Origin of the sequence: Methylobacterium sp. 88A (assembly GCF_000376345.1) — a bacterium.
Taxonomy (GTDB): Bacteria; Pseudomonadota; Alphaproteobacteria; order Rhizobiales; family Beijerinckiaceae; genus Methylobacterium; species Methylobacterium bullatum.
The window spans coordinates 4,444,086-4,462,928 of the sequence record NZ_AQVT01000001.1; the positions used below are offsets into that span (position 1 = coordinate 4,444,086).

18 protein-coding genes are annotated in these 18,843 nt (G+C 67.9%); 9 read left to right on the forward strand and 9 right to left on the reverse strand.

The genetic code is table 11. The annotated features are described in order from the left end of the window. Positions 1–128: 128 nt before the first annotated feature. The 5 genes from sucD to gloB all read right to left on the reverse strand — a co-directional run bounded on the left by sucD (position 129) and on the right by gloB (position 5,185). On the reverse strand, positions 129–1,013 hold the full coding sequence (gene sucD, locus A3OM_RS0121175; protein WP_018045794.1) for a succinate--CoA ligase subunit alpha: 885 nt from the start codon (positions 1,011–1,013) through the stop codon (positions 129–131). A gap of 8 nt (positions 1,014–1,021) precedes the next feature. Then, entirely contained in the window at positions 1,022–2,218 is a 1,197-nt protein-coding gene (gene sucC / locus A3OM_RS0121180) for an ADP-forming succinate--CoA ligase subunit beta (RefSeq protein ID WP_018045795.1), read from the reverse strand. A 114-nt stretch (positions 2,219–2,332) separates the two neighbouring features. Next, on the reverse strand, positions 2,333–3,295 hold the full coding sequence (mdh, locus tag A3OM_RS0121185; protein WP_018045796.1) for a malate dehydrogenase: 963 nt from the start codon (positions 3,293–3,295) through the stop codon (positions 2,333–2,335). 290 nt (positions 3,296–3,585) lie between these two features. Next, on the reverse strand, positions 3,586–4,236 hold the full coding sequence (locus A3OM_RS0121190) for a TetR family transcriptional regulator (protein ID WP_244475858.1): 651 nt from the start codon (positions 4,234–4,236) through the stop codon (positions 3,586–3,588). Between the two features lie 169 nt (positions 4,237–4,405). After that, positions 4,406–5,185, reverse strand: a complete 780-nt coding sequence (gene gloB, locus A3OM_RS0121195) for a hydroxyacylglutathione hydrolase (RefSeq protein ID WP_018045798.1) — start codon at positions 5,183–5,185, stop codon at positions 4,406–4,408. A 187-nt stretch (positions 5,186–5,372) separates the two neighbouring features. On the opposite strand from gloB, the gene A3OM_RS0121200 reads away from it, so the two are divergent. From A3OM_RS0121200 to A3OM_RS0121220, 5 genes are all read left to right on the forward strand, one after another. Continuing rightward, positions 5,373–6,107, forward strand: coding sequence for a class I SAM-dependent methyltransferase (locus tag A3OM_RS0121200; RefSeq protein ID WP_018045799.1), 735 nt, complete (start codon positions 5,373–5,375; stop codon positions 6,105–6,107). 32 nt (positions 6,108–6,139) lie between these two features. Beyond that, positions 6,140–6,826 (forward strand): MarC family protein, encoded by a 687-nt coding sequence (locus A3OM_RS0121205; protein ID WP_026176268.1) that lies wholly within the window; start codon positions 6,140–6,142, stop codon positions 6,824–6,826. A gap of 84 nt (positions 6,827–6,910) precedes the next feature. After that, positions 6,911–7,708, forward strand: coding sequence for a 4-hydroxy-tetrahydrodipicolinate reductase (gene dapB / locus A3OM_RS0121210; RefSeq protein ID WP_026176269.1), 798 nt, complete (start codon positions 6,911–6,913; stop codon positions 7,706–7,708). A gap of 105 nt (positions 7,709–7,813) precedes the next feature. Continuing rightward, complete coding sequence (locus A3OM_RS0121215) at positions 7,814–8,452, forward strand: 2,3-bisphosphoglycerate-dependent phosphoglycerate mutase (protein ID WP_018045802.1); 639 nt, start codon at positions 7,814–7,816, stop codon at positions 8,450–8,452. 269 nt (positions 8,453–8,721) lie between these two features. Continuing rightward, complete coding sequence (locus A3OM_RS0121220; RefSeq protein ID WP_018045803.1) at positions 8,722–9,693, forward strand: hypothetical protein; 972 nt, start codon at positions 8,722–8,724, stop codon at positions 9,691–9,693. 63 nt (positions 9,694–9,756) lie between these two features. Here A3OM_RS0121220 and grpE read toward each other — a convergent pair whose 3' ends face one another. Both grpE and A3OM_RS0121230 read right to left on the reverse strand, forming a co-directional pair. Then, complete coding sequence (gene grpE, locus A3OM_RS0121225; protein WP_018045804.1) at positions 9,757–10,353, reverse strand: nucleotide exchange factor GrpE; 597 nt, start codon at positions 10,351–10,353, stop codon at positions 9,757–9,759. 247 nt (positions 10,354–10,600) lie between these two features. Further along, positions 10,601–13,390, reverse strand: a complete 2,790-nt coding sequence (locus A3OM_RS0121230) for a [protein-PII] uridylyltransferase (protein WP_018045805.1) — start codon at positions 13,388–13,390, stop codon at positions 10,601–10,603. A gap of 242 nt (positions 13,391–13,632) precedes the next feature. On the opposite strand from A3OM_RS0121230, the gene A3OM_RS0121235 reads away from it, so the two are divergent. From A3OM_RS0121235 to A3OM_RS0121250, 4 genes are all read left to right on the forward strand, one after another. Further along, positions 13,633–14,547, forward strand: coding sequence for an aliphatic sulfonate ABC transporter substrate-binding protein (locus A3OM_RS0121235; protein WP_051074439.1), 915 nt, complete (start codon positions 13,633–13,635; stop codon positions 14,545–14,547). Positions 14,548–14,643: 96 nt separating this feature from the next. After that, a complete protein-coding gene (locus A3OM_RS0121240) occupies positions 14,644–15,381 on the forward strand; it encodes an ABC transporter permease (protein WP_157196577.1) in 738 nt (245 codons plus the stop codon). 37 nt (positions 15,382–15,418) lie between these two features. Next, the gene (locus tag A3OM_RS0121245) at positions 15,419–16,192 is read left to right on the forward strand and encodes an ABC transporter ATP-binding protein (RefSeq protein WP_018045808.1); all 774 of its coding nucleotides are present in this window, start codon (positions 15,419–15,421) and stop codon (positions 16,190–16,192) included. A 91-nt stretch (positions 16,193–16,283) separates the two neighbouring features. Next, the gene (locus tag A3OM_RS0121250; RefSeq protein WP_018045809.1) at positions 16,284–16,793 is read left to right on the forward strand and encodes an OsmC family protein; all 510 of its coding nucleotides are present in this window, start codon (positions 16,284–16,286) and stop codon (positions 16,791–16,793) included. 69 nt (positions 16,794–16,862) lie between these two features. On the opposite strand, the gene A3OM_RS0121255 is transcribed toward A3OM_RS0121250, so the two are convergent. After that, entirely contained in the window at positions 16,863–18,356 is a 1,494-nt protein-coding gene (locus tag A3OM_RS0121255) for a hypothetical protein (protein WP_018045810.1), read from the reverse strand. Continuing rightward, positions 18,353–18,778 (reverse strand): GtrA family protein, encoded by a 426-nt coding sequence (locus tag A3OM_RS0121260; protein WP_043764374.1) that lies wholly within the window; start codon positions 18,776–18,778, stop codon positions 18,353–18,355. The genes A3OM_RS0121255 and A3OM_RS0121260 overlap by 4 nt, the downstream gene beginning before the upstream one ends. Positions 18,779–18,843: the final 65 nt, after the last annotated feature.

Sequence of the window (18,843 nt, forward strand, 5' to 3'; positions counted from 1 at the left end):
CCCGTGGCGCCGACGGGCGCTTCGATGGGGATGTCCGAGTCGACGCGGCGATCAGGCCGCGTCGCTTCCTAGATACAGGCTGCGGGAAGATTTTGCACCGCAACACAAGTGACAGATTCCCCTCAGCCTCAACCCTTGAGGACGTCCACGAGGGTGCTGCCGAGGCGTGCCGGCGAGGGCGAAACTCGGATGCCGGCGGCTTCCATCGCCGCGATTTTGTCCTCGGCGCCGCCCTTGCCGCCGGAGATGATGGCACCGGCATGGCCCATGCGGCGGCCCGGAGGGGCCGTGCGCCCGGCGATGAAGCCGACCATCGGCTTGCGACGGCCGCGCTTGGCCTCGTCGGCGATGAACTGCGCCGCCTCTTCCTCGGCCGAGCCGCCGATCTCGCCGATCATGACGATCGATTCGGTCTTGTCGTCGGCCAGGAACAGTTCGAGCATCGAGATGAACTCGGTGCCCTTCACTGGATCGCCGCCGATGCCGACCGCCGTGGTCTGGCCGAGACCGGCATTCGTGGTCTGGAACACGGCCTCGTAGGTCAGCGTGCCGGAGCGCGAGACGATGCCCACCGAGCCCGGCTTGAAGATGTTGGCGGGCATGATGCCGATCTTGCACTCGCCGGCGGTGACGACGCCGGGGCAGTTCGGCCCGATGAGGCGCGACTTCGAGCCCTCCAGCGACCGCTTCACCCGCACCATGTCGAGGACCGGAATCCCCTCCGTGATGCAGACGATGAGCGGGATTTCCGCCTGGATCGCCTCGCAGATGGCATCGGCGGCACCGGGCGGGGGTACATAGACGACCGATGCCGTCGCGCCGGTCGCCTCGCGGGCTTCGGCCACGGTGTCAAAGACCGGGAGGCCGAGATGGCTCGCGCCGCCCTTACCCGGTGAGGTGCCGCCGACCATCTTGGTGCCGTAGGCGATGGCCTGCTCGGAGTGGAAGGTCCCGTTCTTGCCGGTGAAGCCCTGGCAGATGACCTTGGTGTTCGCGTCGATCAGGATGGACATGGGTACTCTCAGCCCTTCTTCACGGCGGCGACGATCTTCTGCGCGGCATCGTCGAGGTCGTCGGCGGGGATCACGTTGAGGCCGGAATTCCGGATGATCTCCTTGCCCTTCTCGACGTTGGTGCCCTCCAGACGCACCACCAGGGGTACTTCGAGGCCCACCGTCTTCACCGCGGCGATCACGCCGTTGGCGATCACGTCGCACTTCATGATCCCGCCGAAGATGTTGACGAGGATGCCCTTCACCTGCGGATCGGCGGTGATGATCTTGAACGCCGCCGTCACCTTCTCCTCGCTCGCGCCGCCGCCGACATCGAGGAAGTTCGCCGGCTCCTCACCGTAGAGCTTGATGATGTCCAGCGTCGCCATGGCCAGACCCGCGCCATTGACCATGCAGCCGATGGTGCCATCCAGCGCGATATAGGCGAGGTCGTATTTCGACGCCTCGATCTCCTTGGCGTCCTCCTCGGTCTCGTCGCGGAGCGCCACGATGTCCGGATGACGGTACAGCGCGTTCGAATCGAACGAGATCTTGGCGTCCAGGCATTTGAGATGGCCGTCGCCGGTGAGCACCAGCGGGTTGATCTCCAGCATGCTCATGTCCTTGGCGGTGAACGCCGCGTAGAGCTTGGTGGTGAGGTCGCCGGCTTCCTTGGCCTGCGCGCCGGTGAGGCCGAGAGCCTTGGCGACGGCCCGGCCGTGATGCGGCATGATCCCGGTGGCAGGATCGACCGAGAAGGTGATGATCTTCTCGGGCGTGTCGTGCGCCACGGTCTCGATATCCATGCCGCCTTCCGTGGAGACGACGAAGGCGACCCGTCCGGTCTCGCGGTCGACGAGCATCGACAGGTAGAACTCGGCGGCGATCTGCGCGCCTTCCTCGATGTAGAGGCGGTTGACCTGCTTGCCGGCCTCGCCGGTCTGGATCGTGACCAGCGTCTGGCCCAGCATTTCGCCGGCGAATTGCTTGACCTCGTCGATGGACTTGGTGACGCGCACGCCACCCTTGGCACCGGCGGGCGCGCCCTTGAAGGTGCCCTTGCCACGTCCACCCGCATGGATCTGCGACTTCACCACCCAGACCGGACCGCCCAGCTCCTTGGCGGCTGCCTCGGCCTCTTCCGGCTTGAAGATCGGCACGCCGCGGGAGACGGGCAGGCCGAACTCCTTGAGCACCGCCTTCGCCTGATATTCATGGATGTTCATTAGGACATTTCCTCGCCTCGTCCCGCGGCAACGCGCGGGATTGGAAGACACGACACACCGGCCTCGTTCACGCCGACGGGAAACCCGCCGGCGCGCGACGCTTCTTGTGAGATTTCAGGCCAGCGCCGGGTTCACGGTCTTGCAGGCTTCGATCAGGGTCTTCACGGCGCCCACCGACTTGTCGAACATGGCCTTCTCGTCGGCGTTGAATTCCACCTCGAGGACGCGCTCGACACCGCCGGCACCGATCACGATCGGGACGCCGACATACATGCCGTCGATGCCGTACTCGCCGCTGAGATAGGCGGCGCAGGGAAGCACCCGACGCTTGTCGCGCAGGTAGCTCTCGGCCATGGCGATGGCGGAGGCGGCCGGGGCGTAGAACGCCGAACCGGTCTTGAGCAGGTTCACGATCTCGCCGCCGCCCTTGCGGGTCCGCTCGACCATGGCGTCGAGCTTCTCCTGGGTCGTCCAGCCGAGCTTGACGAGGTCCGGCAGCGGCACGCCGGCCACGGTGGAGTAGCGAACCAGCGGCACCATGTCGTCGCCGTGGCCGCCAAGCACGAAGGCGGTGACATCCTCCACCGAGACCTTGAACTCGTCGGCCAGGAAGTGGCGGAACCGCGCCGAATCGAGCACGCCGGCCATGCCGACGACCTTGTTGGTGGGCAGGCCGGAGAACTTCTGCAGGGCCCAGACCATGGCGTCGAGCGGATTGGTGATGCAGATCACGAACGCGTCCGGAGCGTGCTCCTTGATGCCGGTACCGACGGCTTCCATCACTTTGAGGTTGATGCCGATCAGGTCGTCGCGGCTCATGCCGGGCTTGCGCGGCACGCCGGCCGTGACGATCACCACGTCGGCCCCGGCAATGGCCGAATAATCGCTGGCGCCCGTATAGGTGGCATCGAACCCGTCGACCGGAGCGGATTCCGCGATGTCGAGGGATTTGCCCTGGGGAACGCCGTCGACGATGTCGAACAGGACGACGTCGCCGAGTTCCTTCAGGCCCGCCAGATGCGCGAGGGTTCCGCCGATCTGCCCGGCGCCGATAAGCGCGATCTTGCTGCGTGCCATGGAAAACGAACCTCCAGTATCGGTGCCGATCCGCGATGCTCCGTCCGAACGGACGGGCTCATTGTCGAGGTCGCGATCGCACGTTGATTTCGCCGCGACGGTGTGGCGGAAAAGTCCCCATGCTTCAACCCGACGTGGTCGGCGCCAAGCAGAGTTCGGGCCAGAGGCGGGTCGGTCCGAAAGAAGACGGCCGAGACAAAATCCTGTCGGTCGAAGGATTTAGGCGGCCGAAGCTCCCGCCGGTTCGACGGCAAAGCTTCGGTGACAGGCTGAGATAATTGTCACTTTGCCTAAAGTGCGCCCATCCGTAGCACTTTCTGGATGGCCTGGATCACGGCGCCGAAGCGTGCCTGAATCAGGTCGACGGGCAGGTCGGAATCGTGCTGCATCGCCAGCGGATGGGTGAACCGGTAGCTCGCGTCGAAGATGTAGGCGATCGCCCGTTCGCGGTCCCTGGCGACGAAGGCGCCCGCCGCGATCCCCTCCTCCACCACCCGTTCGACCAGGCTGCGCAGGCGCACCCGATGACGCCGGGCGATGGGCCGTGCCGCCACCGTCGCGTCGAGATGGACCGCGAACAGGTGAGGCTCCCGCGCCAGCACCTCGCGCTGGGCGCTCGCCAGGGCCATCAGCAGGCGTTCGATCTTGTCGTCGGCCGGATCGGGCGCATCGGCGATGCGGGCGAGTTCCGCCTCCACATCCCGGAGCCAGCGCCCCGCGACGGCATCGAGCAGGGCGTCCTTGGAAGGAAAATATCGGTAGACGTTGGCATGGGTCATGCCCGCTTCGGCGGCCACGGCCACGACCGTCACCCGTTTGTGCCCCAGGCGCGCCAGATGTTCCGTCGCAATCGCGAGGAGGCGCGCATCCACCGAGAGCGGTGCGGGGCTGGTCCGGCCAATTCGAGCCTTGGACCTGTCGGGCGGACGAAGACCCATCATGGGTGAAGCATCATCGCTGCCGGCCGAATCATAGCCGACCACAAAGGACGTACCTGCCGTCTCCATCGATACTCCAGCCGGCGCTGATAAGGAGGGCGGGCCGTATCCGGAGTCGGCGTCGTCCCCGCTTGTCTCGCTGAGTCCGAGACAGCCAGAGGGCCATAGCCGGTCAGAAGCTGTTCTTCCAGGCCCTTAATGCAGTGAACACTACCTCCGATGGTGAATTAGGAGCAAGATTCACTGCTTTAGCCAAATCGGGCTCCGTGGAACGGAGGAATGGATTGGTCGCGCGCTCGTGTTTCATGGTCGTCGGGATCAAGAAACGGCCCGCGGCCTTGGCCTCCTCCGCCTGAGCCATGCGATCCTTCAACGGCTGGTTGTCGGGATCGGCGGCCAGGGCGAAACGGGCGTTGGCGAGTACGTAATCGTGGCCGCTGAAGACCAGGGTGTCGTCCGGCAGGGGAAGAAACCGCTGCAGCGACCGCCACAGCGATTCGGGCGTGCCCTCCACCACCCGTCCGCAGCCCAGGGTGAACAGGGTATCGCCGGCGCAGACGACCCCCGCCTCGGCGAACCAGTAGGTGACGTGGTCGAGGCAGTGGCCCGGCGTCTCCCAGACCTCGGCCTCGAGGTCACCCACCCGGACGAGATCCCCCTCGGCGACGGAGACGTCCACCTCCGGCACGTGCGGGCCTGCCTTGCGCGGGGCGGTCACCCTCGCGCCCGTGCGCCGCTTCACCTCCGGGATCCCCTCCACATGGTCGAGATGCCGGTGGGTCACGAGGATGTCCGTGAGCGTCCAGCCCGTCTCGTCGAGGGCCTTCAGCACGGGAGCCGCCTCGGGCACGTCGATGGCGGCGCAGGCGCCCGTCGCGGGGTCGCGGATCAGAACGCCGATATTGTCGCTGCGGCAGAGGAAGGTGCGGATCTCGGGGCGGGAGACGGTCACGAGGCGTTCCTGTCTGTGGCGCTGCTGTCCTGAGGCAGAAACCCGACGCGTCAGGGCGGAGTTCCGCCCTGACGCGTCATGCCGGCTTGTGGGCGAGCGGTCTCGTCCCCATTGATCCGATTCCGACCCTGCGTCAAAGAACCCTGCAACCTCGACAACGTCCGGCCGCGCCGGAGCAAGCCGCCCCATGCGCCTCGACGTGACCGATCTGCGCGCCTTCTATGCCAGTCCGCTGGGCGGTGTGACCCATCGCATCGTCGGGCGGGCGATCCATGGGTTCCTCGGCTCGGTCTCCGGCCTGAGGGTTCTAGGCCTCGGCTATGCGACGCCCTATCTCGGGCCGGTCCACGTGATCGCCGAGCGCACCCTCGCCTTCATGCCGGCGACCCAGGGCGTCGTGAACTGGCCCGGCGGCGGACGATCCTGCTCGGCCCTCGCCGACCCGACCATGATGCCCCTGCCGGAAGCGGCGGTGGACAGGGTGATCCTGGTCCACGCCCTCGAATCGGTGGAGAGCCCCACCGAATTGCTGCAGGACGTCTGGCGGGTGCTGACGCCCGGCGGGCGGATGATCCTCGTCGTGCCCAATCGGCGCGGAGTCTGGGCCCGCCGCGATACGACGCCGTTCGGCCACGGCCAGCCCTACAGCCGCTCCCAGCTCGGACGGCTGATGCGGACCACCCAGTTCTCGCCGGAAGGATGGGCCGAGGCCCTCTACATGCCTCCGGTGAACAGCCGGCTCTGGCTGAGGACGGCCGGCGCCTGGGAGAAGGTCGGCACCGGCCTCTCCCTCCCCTTCGCAGGCCTCCACGTCATCGACGCCACGAAGCAACTCTACCGTCCGGTGGCGGTCCGTCAGGTGCAACGGGCCGCCCGCTTCGCTCCGGCGAGGGTCCTCGTTCCCACCCCTTCTCCGGGTTGAACCCGAACACCCGCTTCAAGGCATTCGCTTCCATGTTCAGCCTCATCGACCCGGAGGCGGCGCTCCACAGCTTCGTCTTCGCCTTCTCCAGCCTGTTCTCGATCGTCAACCCGGTGGGCTCGGCGCTGATCTTCTCACAGATCACCGCCCAGAACTCGCATCAGGAGCGGGTGGAGATCGCCAAGCGCATCGGCTTCTACTCCGCCTTGATCATGCTCGCGGCTCTATGGGCGGGGGCGCCGATCCTGAACTTCTTCGGGGTGTCCCTGGGTGCGCTGCGGATCGCCGGCGGCCTCGTGGTCGCGGCCTCCGCCTGGACGCTGCTCAGCGCACCCGAGGTCCGCGAGGCCCGGAAACATGCCGAGGCGACCCATGACACCACCGACAGCGTCGCCGACGTGGCGTTCTTCCCCCTGACCCTGCCCTTCACCACCGGCCCCGGCACCATCGCGGTAGCGATCGCCCTGGGGTCGAACCGGCCCGCTCCCGGCCCCGACCGCATCGGCTTCTATCTCGGCATGTCGCTGGCGGCCCTCGCCATCGCGATCCTGGTGAGATTCACCTACGGCTCGGCCGACAGGGTGGTGACGGCCATCGGCCCGGTGGGAGCGCGGGTCCTCGGCCGGCTCTTCGCCTTCTTGCTGCTTTGCATCGGAACTCAGATCACCGTGAACGGCGTCGGCGACGTGCTCGGACCGATCCTCGCCACGAGACACTGAGCTTTCACCCCTCATCCCCCTCGCCTTGGCATAGGCCGGCCGAGGCTGTACCGCAGGCGCGACGTTTCGAGGAAGGGCGACAGGATGCGGCTCGCAGTGGTCGGCGCCGGGGGGCGCATGGGGCGGATGCTGATCCGGGCGGTGGCGGAAGCCGAGGGATGCACCCTGAGCGGCGTCGTCGCGCGCGAGGGTTCGCCGGCCCTCGGCCAGGATGCGGGTGCGCTGGCCGGCCTGCCGCCCCTCGGTGTCACCGTCACCGACGATCCGCTCACGGTCTTTGCCGCCACCGACGGCGTCCTCGACTTCACCACGCCGGCGGCCACGACGTTCTTTGCCGAACTCGCCGCCCAGGCCCGCATCGTCCACGTCGTCGGCACCACCGGCCTCGCCGAAGCGGACATCGCCAAGCTCATTGCGGCGGCGCACCATGCCCGCATCGTGCGTTCGGGCAACATGTCGTTGGGCGTGAGCATGCTCGCCGGGCTGGTCCGCAAGGTCGCCGCGGCTTTGGGCGAGAATTTCGACATCGAAATCGTCGAGATGCATCACCGCATGAAGGTGGACGCGCCCTCCGGCACGGCGCTCCTCCTCGGGGAGGCGGCGGCGGAGGGGCGCGGCGTCAGCCTCGCCGAGACCCGCGTCTCCACCCGTGACGGCCATACCGGCGCGCGGCGTCCCGGCGATATCGGCTTTGCCACCCTGCGCGGCGGCACGGTGGTGGGCGACCACAGCGTGACCTTCGCCGGCCCCGGCGAGCGCATCACCATCAGCCACCATGCCGAGGATCGCGCGATCTTCGCCCGTGGCGCCGTGCGGGCGGCGTTGTGGGCCTATGACAAACCTCCGGGCCTCTATGGCATGGCCGACGTCCTCGGGCTCTGATACGAGCGCCCGGTCATTGACTGTTCAGGTCGGCCGGTACACCAGCCCCGCAGGCGCAGATTCTGTTGCGTCGCACCATTCACCGAGAAATAGGATGGACGTCCGATGGAGCGCCTGCTCGTCCTCGCTCGCCACGGCCAGAGCGAATGGAACCTCAAGAAGCTTTTCACCGGCTGGCGCGATCCGCAACTCACCGAGCTCGGCATCACCGAGGCCCGGACCGCCGGCCGCTGGCTGAAGCAGCAGGGATATGCGTTCGACGTCGCCTTCACCTCCAATCTGCAGCGGGCGCAGCATACCTGCGCGCTGATCCTGGAGGAGATGGGCCAGGGCGGGATCGAGACGGTGCGGTCAGAGGCGCTCAACGAGCGGGATTACGGGGATCTGTCGGGCCTCAACAAGGACGATGCCCGTGAGCGCTGGGGCGACGCCCAGGTCCACCAGTGGCGCCGGTCCTACGACATTCCGCCCCCCGGCGGGGAAAGCCTGAAGGACACTGCGGCGCGTGTGCTGCCCTATTACATCCAGACGATCCTGCCGCGCGTGATGGCCGGCGAGCGCGTCCTGGTGGCCGCCCACGGCAATTCGCTGCGCGCGCTCGTGATGGTGCTCGACGGAATGACCACGAAGACCATCGCCAGCCTCGAGATCGCCACCGGCATCCCGCTCGTCTACCAGCTCAAGGCCGACACCACGGTGGAGAGCAAGGCCGTCCTCGAGCGGGACATCGACCACGACGCCTGACGGCATATCGCGGCGCCCCCCTCCGCCGGTCGAAAGCCTGTGTCCTTGAAGGCGGCAAGGCGGACGGGCTCGGCCGGGCGGTGCGGCGCCACGGGCTCGCCGCCGCCCTCCCGGGACGCTTGACAGTGGAGAGGTGTGGGCCGACCCATCGTCGAGCGAGCCTTCCTCACGAAGGCCGCGCGAGCGCTTCGCCTTGACCGGAGACGTCTCGCGTCCGAACACCTGACCCGGAGTCGCGATCATCGGCTCCGCCCCGGAGAATCCATCCGATGCGTCTGCGCAATCTCGTCCGTCCGGTCGTGGCACTGGCCCTGATCGCCGGGCTCTCGTCGGGCGCCATCTCCGTGGCTCAGGCCGCCGATACGGTCTTCCCATCGAGTTCGCGCTTCGGCTTTTCGCCCGCATCGGACATGGCGCTGTCCAAGCGGTTCTCCGGCTTCGAGCGGCTGGAAGGCGGCGCGACGCTCTCCATCGTCGAGCTGCCGCCGACGGCCTTCGTCGACTTGGAGAAGAGCTTCACGGACGAGAACCTGCGCACGCAGGGGTTCGTCGTCGCGACGCGCGAGGCCATCAAGGTGGCGGGCGACGTGGACGCCGTGCTCTTCACCGGAGAGCAGCCAGCGCCTGAGGGCGCGGCCACCCCGGCCATCAAGAAATGGCTCCTGCTCGTCGGCGACACCACGGTCACGGGCATCATCATCGCCCAGACCGTGCCGGATGCCGAGACGCCGGAAACCATGCGGAACATGCTGACCAGCGTGAAGATCCGGCCGGAACTGACCCTGGACGAGCAGGTCGCGGCCCTGCCGTTCCGCATCCGCGAGTCGGCCGGGTTCCGGCCCGTCCGGGTGCTCGCGGGCAATTCGGTCCTGATGACGCAAGGCCCGAAGGACCAGATGCTGAATCTCGAACAGCCCATCCTGGTCCTGGCCCAGGCCGTCCAGCAGCCGCCGCAGCCGGAACAGCGCGATGCCTTCGCCCGCGCCGCGCTCTATTCGAACCAGACGATGAAGGATTTCGCGGTCGAGCGTTCGCAGACCTACCGCCAGAACGGCGTCGACTGGCACGAGATCGTCGCCCGCGCGGTCGACGGCCCTTCGAACACGCCGGTGGTGGTCTCGCAGACCATCCGGTTCGCGCCGGACGGTTACCTCCGCGCGCTCGGCGTGGTGCGGGCCGACCAGCGCAGCGCCATGCTGTCGAAGTTCCGGGAGGTCATCGACAGCGTCGAGGTGAAGTAACGGCCTCGTCGCCTCGTCGCGGACGCATCATCCGGGACGAGGCCATTCGTTCGGGCGGATGCCTCAGGCGGCATCCGCAGGATTGGCCGCCGCCTTGGGTCCGCCCTTGGCGACACCCACGAGGGCCGGGCGCAGGACCCGGTCGCCGATGACGTAGCCGGACTGCATCACCTGCACCACCGTCCCGTTCGGAACCTCGGCATTGGGGACTTCGAACATCGCCTGATGCCGGTTGGGATCGAAGCGCTGGCCCTGGGGCTCGATGAGCTTCACCCCGTGCCGCTCCAGGGTCTTGGCGAGATCGCGCTCGGTGAGCTCGATCCCGTCGATCAGCGCCTTGAGCGCACCCTCGGCGGTGGAGGCGGCCTCCGCCGGCACGCTCTCCAGCGCACGACGGATGTTGTCGGCCGCGTTCAGCATGTCGCGCGCGAAATTCGTGACCGCATAGGTCCGCGCATCGGCGACCTCGCGCTCGGTGCGCCGGCGCAGGTTCTCCATTTCGGCCAAGGTGCGCAGGACGCGATCCTTCAGCTCATCGCGCTCGGTGATCAGGCTCGCCAAGGCGACGGCGTTGTCCTCCGCGCGCGCCTCGGGCTTCACGTCGGTCTCCGGCGCCGTCTCGGCGCGCTGCCCGTCATGCTCCATGTCGTTCGCCATCATCGCTCTTCGTCGATCGCAAGGTTGCTCGCCCCGCGCCAGTCGCCGGTCTCGTTCGCCGGAGACCGTCGGCACGCGGTCGATCGGAATGGGGCCGGGCCACGGCGCCGAGAACCCGCTCGACGGGGTTCGGCACCATGCTCCGGGATCGCAGCTGATATCAGACGCGCGCGAGATGAAATCAAGCCGAGCGCCGTCCCACCCCCCTTCTCCGCCTCAGCCCCCCGCGAGATTCAGGTCTGCAGGGGGCTCAGGCTTCCCGCGGAGGCGGGGACTCCACCAGAGCTTCCAGCCCCTCCGCCCTCAAAGCGGCAACGTCGCTGGCGAAGATCTCCATCACCGCGTTGCGGATCGCGGCCTGCCGGTCGGGCTGGGTGACGCGGGTCCCGGTGAGGTCGGTGACGTAGAAGACGTCCACCGCCCGCTCGCCGAAGGTCGCCACATGGGCCGACGTGATGTTGAGGCTCAGGCGCCCGAGGGCGGTGGTCAACTCGTAGAGCAGGCCCGGCCGGTCGAGGCCGGTGATCTCCACCACGGTCTCCCGGCTCGACAGGGCGTTGTCGATCGCCATGTCCGGAGGGATCAGGAAGGTGTTGGAGCGATTGCTCGGCGGGTGCCGGTCCGCCACGAGATCGGCGATGCGGATCTCGCCCCTCAGCGCCCGCTCGATCGCCGTGGTGATGCGCTTGGCGCGGCGCAATTCGTCGTCGTCCCGCTCGAAGGCACGGGAGATGAAGATCGAGTCGAGGGCGAAGCCGTCGGTGGTGGTGAAGATCTGCGCGTCGACGATGTTGCCGCCGAGCGCCGCGCAGGCCCCGGTGACGATGGCGAGAAGGCGCGGGTGGTCGGGCGAGTAGATCGTGATCTCGGTCACGCCCCGGGTCGGATCGGTCTCGTAGACGGTGGCGACGGTGCGCCCGTCTTCCATGACACCGCGCACGAACCCCGCATTCTTGAACTGGCGGACGGCGTCGACCTTCAGCCAGTAAGCCTGGTTGTGCCGGGCGGAATAGGCGTCGAAGAAGGCCGGATCCCAATCCGCCAGCTGCTCGCGCAGCCCCATCTGGATGAGGCGGACCCGATCGGTCCGGGCGATCTCGGAATGACCGCCCGACAGGAGCACCTCGGTCTCGTCGTAGAGGGTCCGCAGCAGCGTCCCCTTCCAGGCCGTCCACACGCCCGGTCCCACCGCCTTGATGTCCGCGACGGTGAGGATCATCAGGAGTTTCAGCCGCTCCATGGTCTGCACCACGCAGGCGAACTTCTGGATCGTCTTCGGGTCGGAGAGGTCGCGGCTCTGGGCCGTCATCGACATCAACAGGTGGTGCTCCACCAGCCAAGCCACGATCTCGGTCTCGGTCTGGGTGAGGCCGAAGCGCGGGCCGATCTTCTCGGCGATGGCCGCGCCGGCGATGGAATGGTCTTCCGGGCGCCCCTTGGCGATGTCGTGCAGGAGCACCGCGACGTAGAGGGCGCGCCGGTGGCTGATCGTGTCGATGAGCCGCGTGGCGATGGGGTGGTCCTCGGAGACCGTGCCGGAATCGATGGCCGCCAGGACGCCGACGGACCGCAGCAGATGCTCGTCCACCGTATAGTGGTGGTACATGTTGAACTGCATCAGCGCGACGATGCGGCCGAAATCGGGGATGAACCGGCCGAGCACGCCGACCTCGTTCATCAGCCGCAGGATCGTCTCCGGTGAGTTCTTCGACGTCAGCACGTCGAGGAAGAGCCCATTGGCTTCCGTGTCCGAGCGCAGGGAATGCCCGATGAGCCGGAGCGAACGGGTGGCGGCCCGCGTCGCATCCGGATGGATCGGCAGGTTGTGGCGGTCGGNGAGCCAGAACAGGCGGATCAGGTTCACGGGATCGCGCGAGAACGCATCCGCCGTGCGCAGGTTGATCCGGCCGTGATCGTCGATGAAATCCTCCGCTTCGATGGCGGTGGCGCGGAAGCGATCGCGGAAGCGGCCGATCCAGCGGTCGAGGACCGGGGTGCGCTTGGCGTGGCGGGCCTCGAGGGCGGCGCAGACGATGGCGGTGAGATCGCCCACTTCCTTGGCGATCAGGAAATACGCCTTCATGAAGCGCTCGACGCCGGACAGGCCGCCGCGCGGCTCGTAGCCGAACCGCTCGGCGATCCTCGGCTGCAGGCCGAAGGACAGGCGCTCCTCGGACCGGCCGGTGACGAAGTGCATGTGGCAGCGGACGCGCCAGAGCAGCTCCTCGCAGCGCTCGAACACCCGGTACTCCTCCGGCGTGAACAGGCCGGCGGGGACGAGTTCGCTCTGGTCACGGACGCGGTAGGTGTATTTCGCGATCCAGAACAGGGTGTTGAGGTCGCGCAGGCCGCCCTTCCCGTCCTTGACGTTGGGCTCGACGAGGTAGCGCGAGGCGCCCGCCTTCGTGACGCGGGTGTCACGCTCGCGTAGCTTGGCCTCGACGAATTCCGGCGCCGTCCACATGACGAGTTCGGTGTCGAACCGGGTCACCAGCTCCTCGTACAGCGCCCTCGCGCCGAAGAGGTAGCGCGCCTCGAGGAGCGAGGTGCGGATCGTCATGTCGGCCCGCCCCTCGCGCAGGCACTCCTCCACCGAGCGCGTGGCGTGGCCGACCTTCAGCTTGAGGTCCCACAGCACGTAGAGCATCGCCTCGACGACGCTCTCGGACCAGGCGGTCTGCTTGTAGGGCAGCAGGAAGAGGAGATCGATGTCCGACCCCGGCGCCATCGTCCCGCGACCGTAGCCGCCGGTGGCCACCACGGCGAGCTGTTCGCCGGTGGAGGGATTGTCGTTGGGGTAGAGCCGCCACACCACCGCATCGTGGATCGTGCGGATCACCGCATCGGTGAGGTTGCTGATCCGCTGGGCGCAGGCGGTGCCGTCGCGCTCCTCCATCAACCGGGCTTCGGCATCGGCATGGCCGAGCTCGATGATGCGCCGAAGCTCCGGAACGAGAAGCGCGCGCAGCTGCGTCGCCTCGCGCACGTCGCGGTCGAGAGTGGTGAGGACCGTCTTGAGGGCGTCGGCGGCGTCGAACATGCGCAAACCCGTTATCATGTTCCCGGAGGGACACCAGAGACAACGCTAGGCAGCTGCGTAGATGTGATAGGCAATCCGTAGGATATCGTTCTCTCTGCCGGAAAATTCGTTTGACGAAACGAACGGTCCTGGCTACCTCGGATGCCCCGCGTCACTGCCGGGACCATGGAGACGATTGACCGATGACTCTGTCCCGTCGCGCCATCCTGAGTGTCATCTGCGGCGCCGCGTCGCTTCTGCTGATGCCGCGCCCCGGTGAGGCGGCGGAGGTCAAGGAGATCCGCCTCGATTGGGCGACCTACAACCCGGTGAGCCTGATCCTGAAGGAGAAGGGCTTCCTGGAAGAGGCCCTGAAGGACAAGGGCATTAAGGTGCGCTGGACCCAGTCCCTCGGCTCCAACAAGGCACTGGAATTCCTCAATGGCGGCGCCATCGATTTCGGGTCCTCGGCCGGGGCCGCGGCCCTGCTCGCCCGGATCAACGGCAACCCGATCAAGGCGGTCTACGTCTTCTCGCGGCCGGAATGGACGGCGCTGGTCACCCGCAAGGACAGCGGCATCACCAAGCCCGCCGACCTCAAGGGCAAGCGCATCGCGGTGACCCGTGGCACCGACCCGCACATCTTCCTCATCCGCGCGCTCCAGGGCGCCGGGCTGACCGAGAAGGACGCCAAGCTCGTCCTGCTCCAGCATGCCGACGGGCGCACCGCCCTCGACCGGGGCGACGTCGATGCCTGGGCCGGCCTCGACCCGATGATGGCGGCCTCCGAGATCGAGAACGACGACGTGCTGTTCCACCGGGACGCCGCCGCCAACACCTGGGGCGTCCTCGACGTGCGCGAGGATTTCGCCAAGGCCAACCCGGACCTCGTCCGCACCGTGATCGCCGCCTACGAGACCGCCCGGACCTATGCGATCAAGAATCCCGACGCCCTGAAGAGCGCGCTCGTGGCCGTGACGAAGCTGCCCGAACCGGTGATCGCCCGGCAGATCGAGCGCACCGACCTGACCCAGCCCGCCATCGGCAAGGCCCAGGCCGAATCGATCGCCGCCGCCGGCATCGCCCTGCAGCAGGCGGGGGTGATCCCTGCAGGTACCGACGTGAAGGCGGCGGTGGACGGGCTGATCGATCCGCAATTCGCACCTGCCGCCCGCTGAGCCGTGGCCGGCCCCGAAGCGGACGACGCGAAGGCGGCGCCGAAGCCTCGGCGAGAGACGGTATGGGACCAGGGCGGCCGCGTCGCCCTCGGCCTAATCCTGCCCCTCGCCCTGGTGATCGGCTGGGAAACCGCCGTCCATACCGGCCTCGCCCAGGGGCGGCTGATGCCCCCGCCGAGCCGGATCGCGGTGACCCTCTACGATCTCGCCGCATCCGGCGACCTCTGGATGCACGTTCAGGCGACGCTGGTGCGCGTCGCCCTCGGCTTCGCCTTCGGCGCGGTGGCCGGCATCGCTGCGGGTGCCCTCACCGGCGCGCTTCCCATCGCCCGCCATATCCTCGATCCGACGCTCCAGGCGTTGCGCGCCGTGCCGTCCCTGGCCTGGGTTCCGCTGTTCATCCTCTGGCTCGGCATCCTCGAGACGCCGAAGGTGGCGCTGATCGCGGTGGGGGTGTTCTTCCCGGTCTATATCGGGGTAGCGGGGGCCATCGCCTCCGTCGACCGCAAGCTGATCGAGGTGGGCCGCATCTTCCGGCTCTCGACCCTGCAGCTCGCACGGCGCATCCTGCTCCCCGCCGTGCTTCCGGCGACCCTCACTGCGCTCCGCACAGGCCTCGGCCTCGGCTTCCTGTTCGTGGTCGCCGCCGAGCTGATGGGAGCCTCCGAAGGGCTCGGCTACCTCCTCATCGACGGGCAGCAATTCAGCAAGGCCGACCAGATCCTTGCCGCGATCATCGCCTTCGCCATCCTCGGCAAGCTCGCCGATACCGTTCTCGTCGCCGTGACCCGGCCTCTCACGCGCTGGCAGGACACGGCGCGGGAGACGTTGTAGGTCCCCTCACCGGTTCGAAGAAGGCTGGCGCCCCGCGATGCTCACCCTCGATAGCCTGTCCAAGACCTATTCCGACGGCACGCGGGCGCTGGAGCGCATCGACCTCGCCGTGCCACAGGGCGAGATCGTGGCGCTCATCGGCGGATCGGGCTGTGGCAAGACCACCTTGCTACGGCTCGTCGCCGGGCTCGACCGGGCGAGCGAGGGCAGCATCGCCCTCGACGGGGAGACGATCGCAGCGCCGCATCCAGGAGTCGGCCTCGTCTTCCAAGAGCCCCGCCTGCTGCCCTGGCTCGATGTCGCCGACAATGTGGGCTTCGGACTGAGCCATCTCCCCAAGGCCGAGCGCAGGGCTCGCGTCGCCCATGCCCTGGAGATGGTCGGGCTCGGCGAACATGCCCGCCGCTGGCCGAGGGAACTCTCGGGCGGGCAGCAGCAGCGCGTGTCCATCGCCCGTGCCTTCGTGGCGAACCCGAGCGTGCTCCTCCTCGACGAACCGTTCTCGGCGCTGGACGCCTTCACCCGAAAGGACCTGCACGGCCATCTCCTCGCCCTCTGGCAGGAGACGAAGCCGACGATCCTCATCGTCACCCACGATGTGGGAGAGGCGGTGGCGCTGGCCGACCGGGCGGTGGTGATGCGCCCCAAGCCCGGCCGCCTGGACGATGCCATCCCCCTGGCGCTGGCCCGCCCGCGCGATCCGGCCTCGCCGCATAGCGAGGCCGCCACCCGGCGCATCCTCGCCGCCCTGGACCGCTCGCTGAAGCCGGCCCAGGCGGCGGCGCCCACCGAGGCGGCGCAATGGTGGTGAGGGCTTCTCTGGCGTCTGCCTCCATCCCAGGTTAGATGCCCAAGCAAAGAAAAAGATCACAATCGCACCAAGACGATCGAGGATACACCCGATGGACGCCACCACCCTGCGCTCGCTCCAGGCCCCGCTGAAAGACCAGTACCGCAGCGCGCCGGAATCCGCCGTCATCACGCTGAAAGCCAAGGGCACGCTGGACGACAGCTCCATCGCTTGCAAGGTCGAGACCGGCCGGGCGCTCGCCGTCGCCGGACTTCACCCGGCCACCGGCGGGTCGGGGCTCGAACTCTGCTCGGGCGACATGCTGCTCGAGGCGCTGGTCGCCTGCGCCGGGGTCACGATGAAAGCGGTGGCGACCGCCCTCGAGATCGAGCTGCGCGCCGGAACTGTCAGCGCCGAAGGCGACCTCGACTTCCGCGGCACGCTGGGCGTCGACAAGGAAGCGCCGGTGGGCTTTCGCGCGATCCGCCTGAACTTCGCCCTCGACACCGATGCGCCGCAGGAGAAGCTCGACCAGCTCTTGAAGCTGACCGAGCGCTATTGCGTCGTGTTCCAGACCCTGAACCACAAGCCGGAACTGGCGGTCCACGCCTCGAAGGGCTGAAGCGACGAGGCCGCTGCGTCCGAGGCGGATCCCGGCCGGCATCCGCTTCGGCCGGGGACATACGGGCTGTTACCGCGCGGCGGGCGCGTCGCCGGCCTGATGATACACCGCAGCGGTCTCGTCCTCATGGAGGAGGCGCCAGCCCTCCAGGCGGCGCAGCTGATCGGCGCTTCGCCCTTCCCTCCGCACGAGGGCCCAGGTGACGCGATAACGCGCCAGCAGGGCGGCGAAGCGGTCGGGCTCCGATGCGGCGAGCGCCCGGTCGAGGCCGTTCATGAAGCCGCCGAGGAAGAGCTGATCGCTGCGCCCGTCGATGAAGGTCGGCACGCCGGAGCGGATCAGGAAACCGCCGAAATCGTAGTCGTTGTAGACCGGGCCGGTGAGGCGCCGTGCGCGCGCCGCGTCGAGTGCGGCCTGTGGCGTCATCGCTTCGCTGGGACGCGGCGAGACCAGGGCCGCCACCGTGATCGCCGCGACGGTACAGGCCAGGATAATGAGGCCGAGCCCCCGTGAGGCGGCGATGGTCGGAGCGCCACGCAGCGCAGGGAATCGCGCCATGGCAGGCCCCGCCACGAGGATCGGCGCTGCCAGGACGAACAGGTCCGCGAAGCGCGCGTGGCGGATCATCATCACCCCGAGGAGCGTGACCACGCCGAGCCGGAACAGGGTTTTTCGGGGGGCTGTCAGCAGCACCACGATACTGCCGATGAACATCGCGACGGCGACGATGCCCACGCCGTTCAGTCCGAGGGGTTGCCATTCGTCGATGAAGGGCAGGGATTCGCCACTGTTGAACAGGCCGAGATTCACGAGAAACGGCACGTAGCCATAGGGCGTCAGGCAGGATGCGACCGTGGCGAGGGCGAGGAAGCGTGCCCATCGCAAAGCCCTGCCGATCCATTCGGAGCGGGAGCCGGAGAGCACGCCCTCGCCTGCGAGGATACCGGCGATGACGAGGCCGATCGGGTAGCTTCCGTGTAGATTGGCCCAGGCCACCATCACCGGGATGAGCCAGAACGACGGCGCCCTCCCCCGCTCCAGTGCCGCCACGAGGCCCGTCATCCAGACGAGGAGGACCGGCACCGTGAGGATGTGCGGGCGTGCGAGCAGGTGCGGCGCGAGGACCACGAACACGGCCGTGATCGCCAACAGCGCCGCGGTGGCGGAAACACGGCGTTGCAGCCACAGGTGCAGGCCGGCCAGCGAGCCGGCAACGACCAGGATGGTGAGCATGCAGACGCCCCACCAGCCAGCGACCGCATAGGCCCCATAAAACAGCGACTGCGAGGCCCATTCCTTCGCGATCCAGGGCGATCCGGCAAAGGTGTGGGAGAACAGGTCCGTCCAGGGCACGGTGCGATGTGCGATGATCCAGCGGCCGATGGCCATGTGCCACTGGCTGTCGGGATCGTTGAGCAACTGACCGGCGCGCGTGGAAAGCAGGAGGACCACGACCAGAAAGACGAGGATCGACGAGGCTCCCCACGCCCCCGGCACGAACGGTCGTGACACCGCGCCGGGGGACTGCGTCGAGACCGGGATGGAGGCCGGATCGGATCTCATCCCGTATGCCCTACCGGCTGTCGAGGATCCTGTGGCATCTCGGAAAAGATGTGCCGGCTCAGAATCATGTAATTCGCTGCCGGAATCCCGGTACAGACGGCGAGGATCGAGAGCCAGGAAGGCCCCTCGAAGATCCCGCCGACGATGGCGGGGATTGCTGCGGCCGCGCCGTAGCCGGCCATCGTCAGAAGGAAAAACCGCAACGCCGCGCGAGGCGCCGGCCGTTTGTCGCCGAAGGTCAGCCAGCGATGACCGGCATAGGACCAGAGCGAGGCGAGGCCGTAGGAAAGGGGCGAGGCCAGGGGAAGCGGAAGCCCGACCACCGTCGTCCCCACTATGCTCAGGCAGGCATAGAGCAGGGTCGCGATGCCGCCGACCAGGAACATCCGGGCGAGCCGTATGGGCAGGGCGCGGCCACTCACCGGCCGGTACCGGAGAACCGGCCGGAAGAATGGCTTTGCGTGATGGGGTGCATCGACCGGGCCGG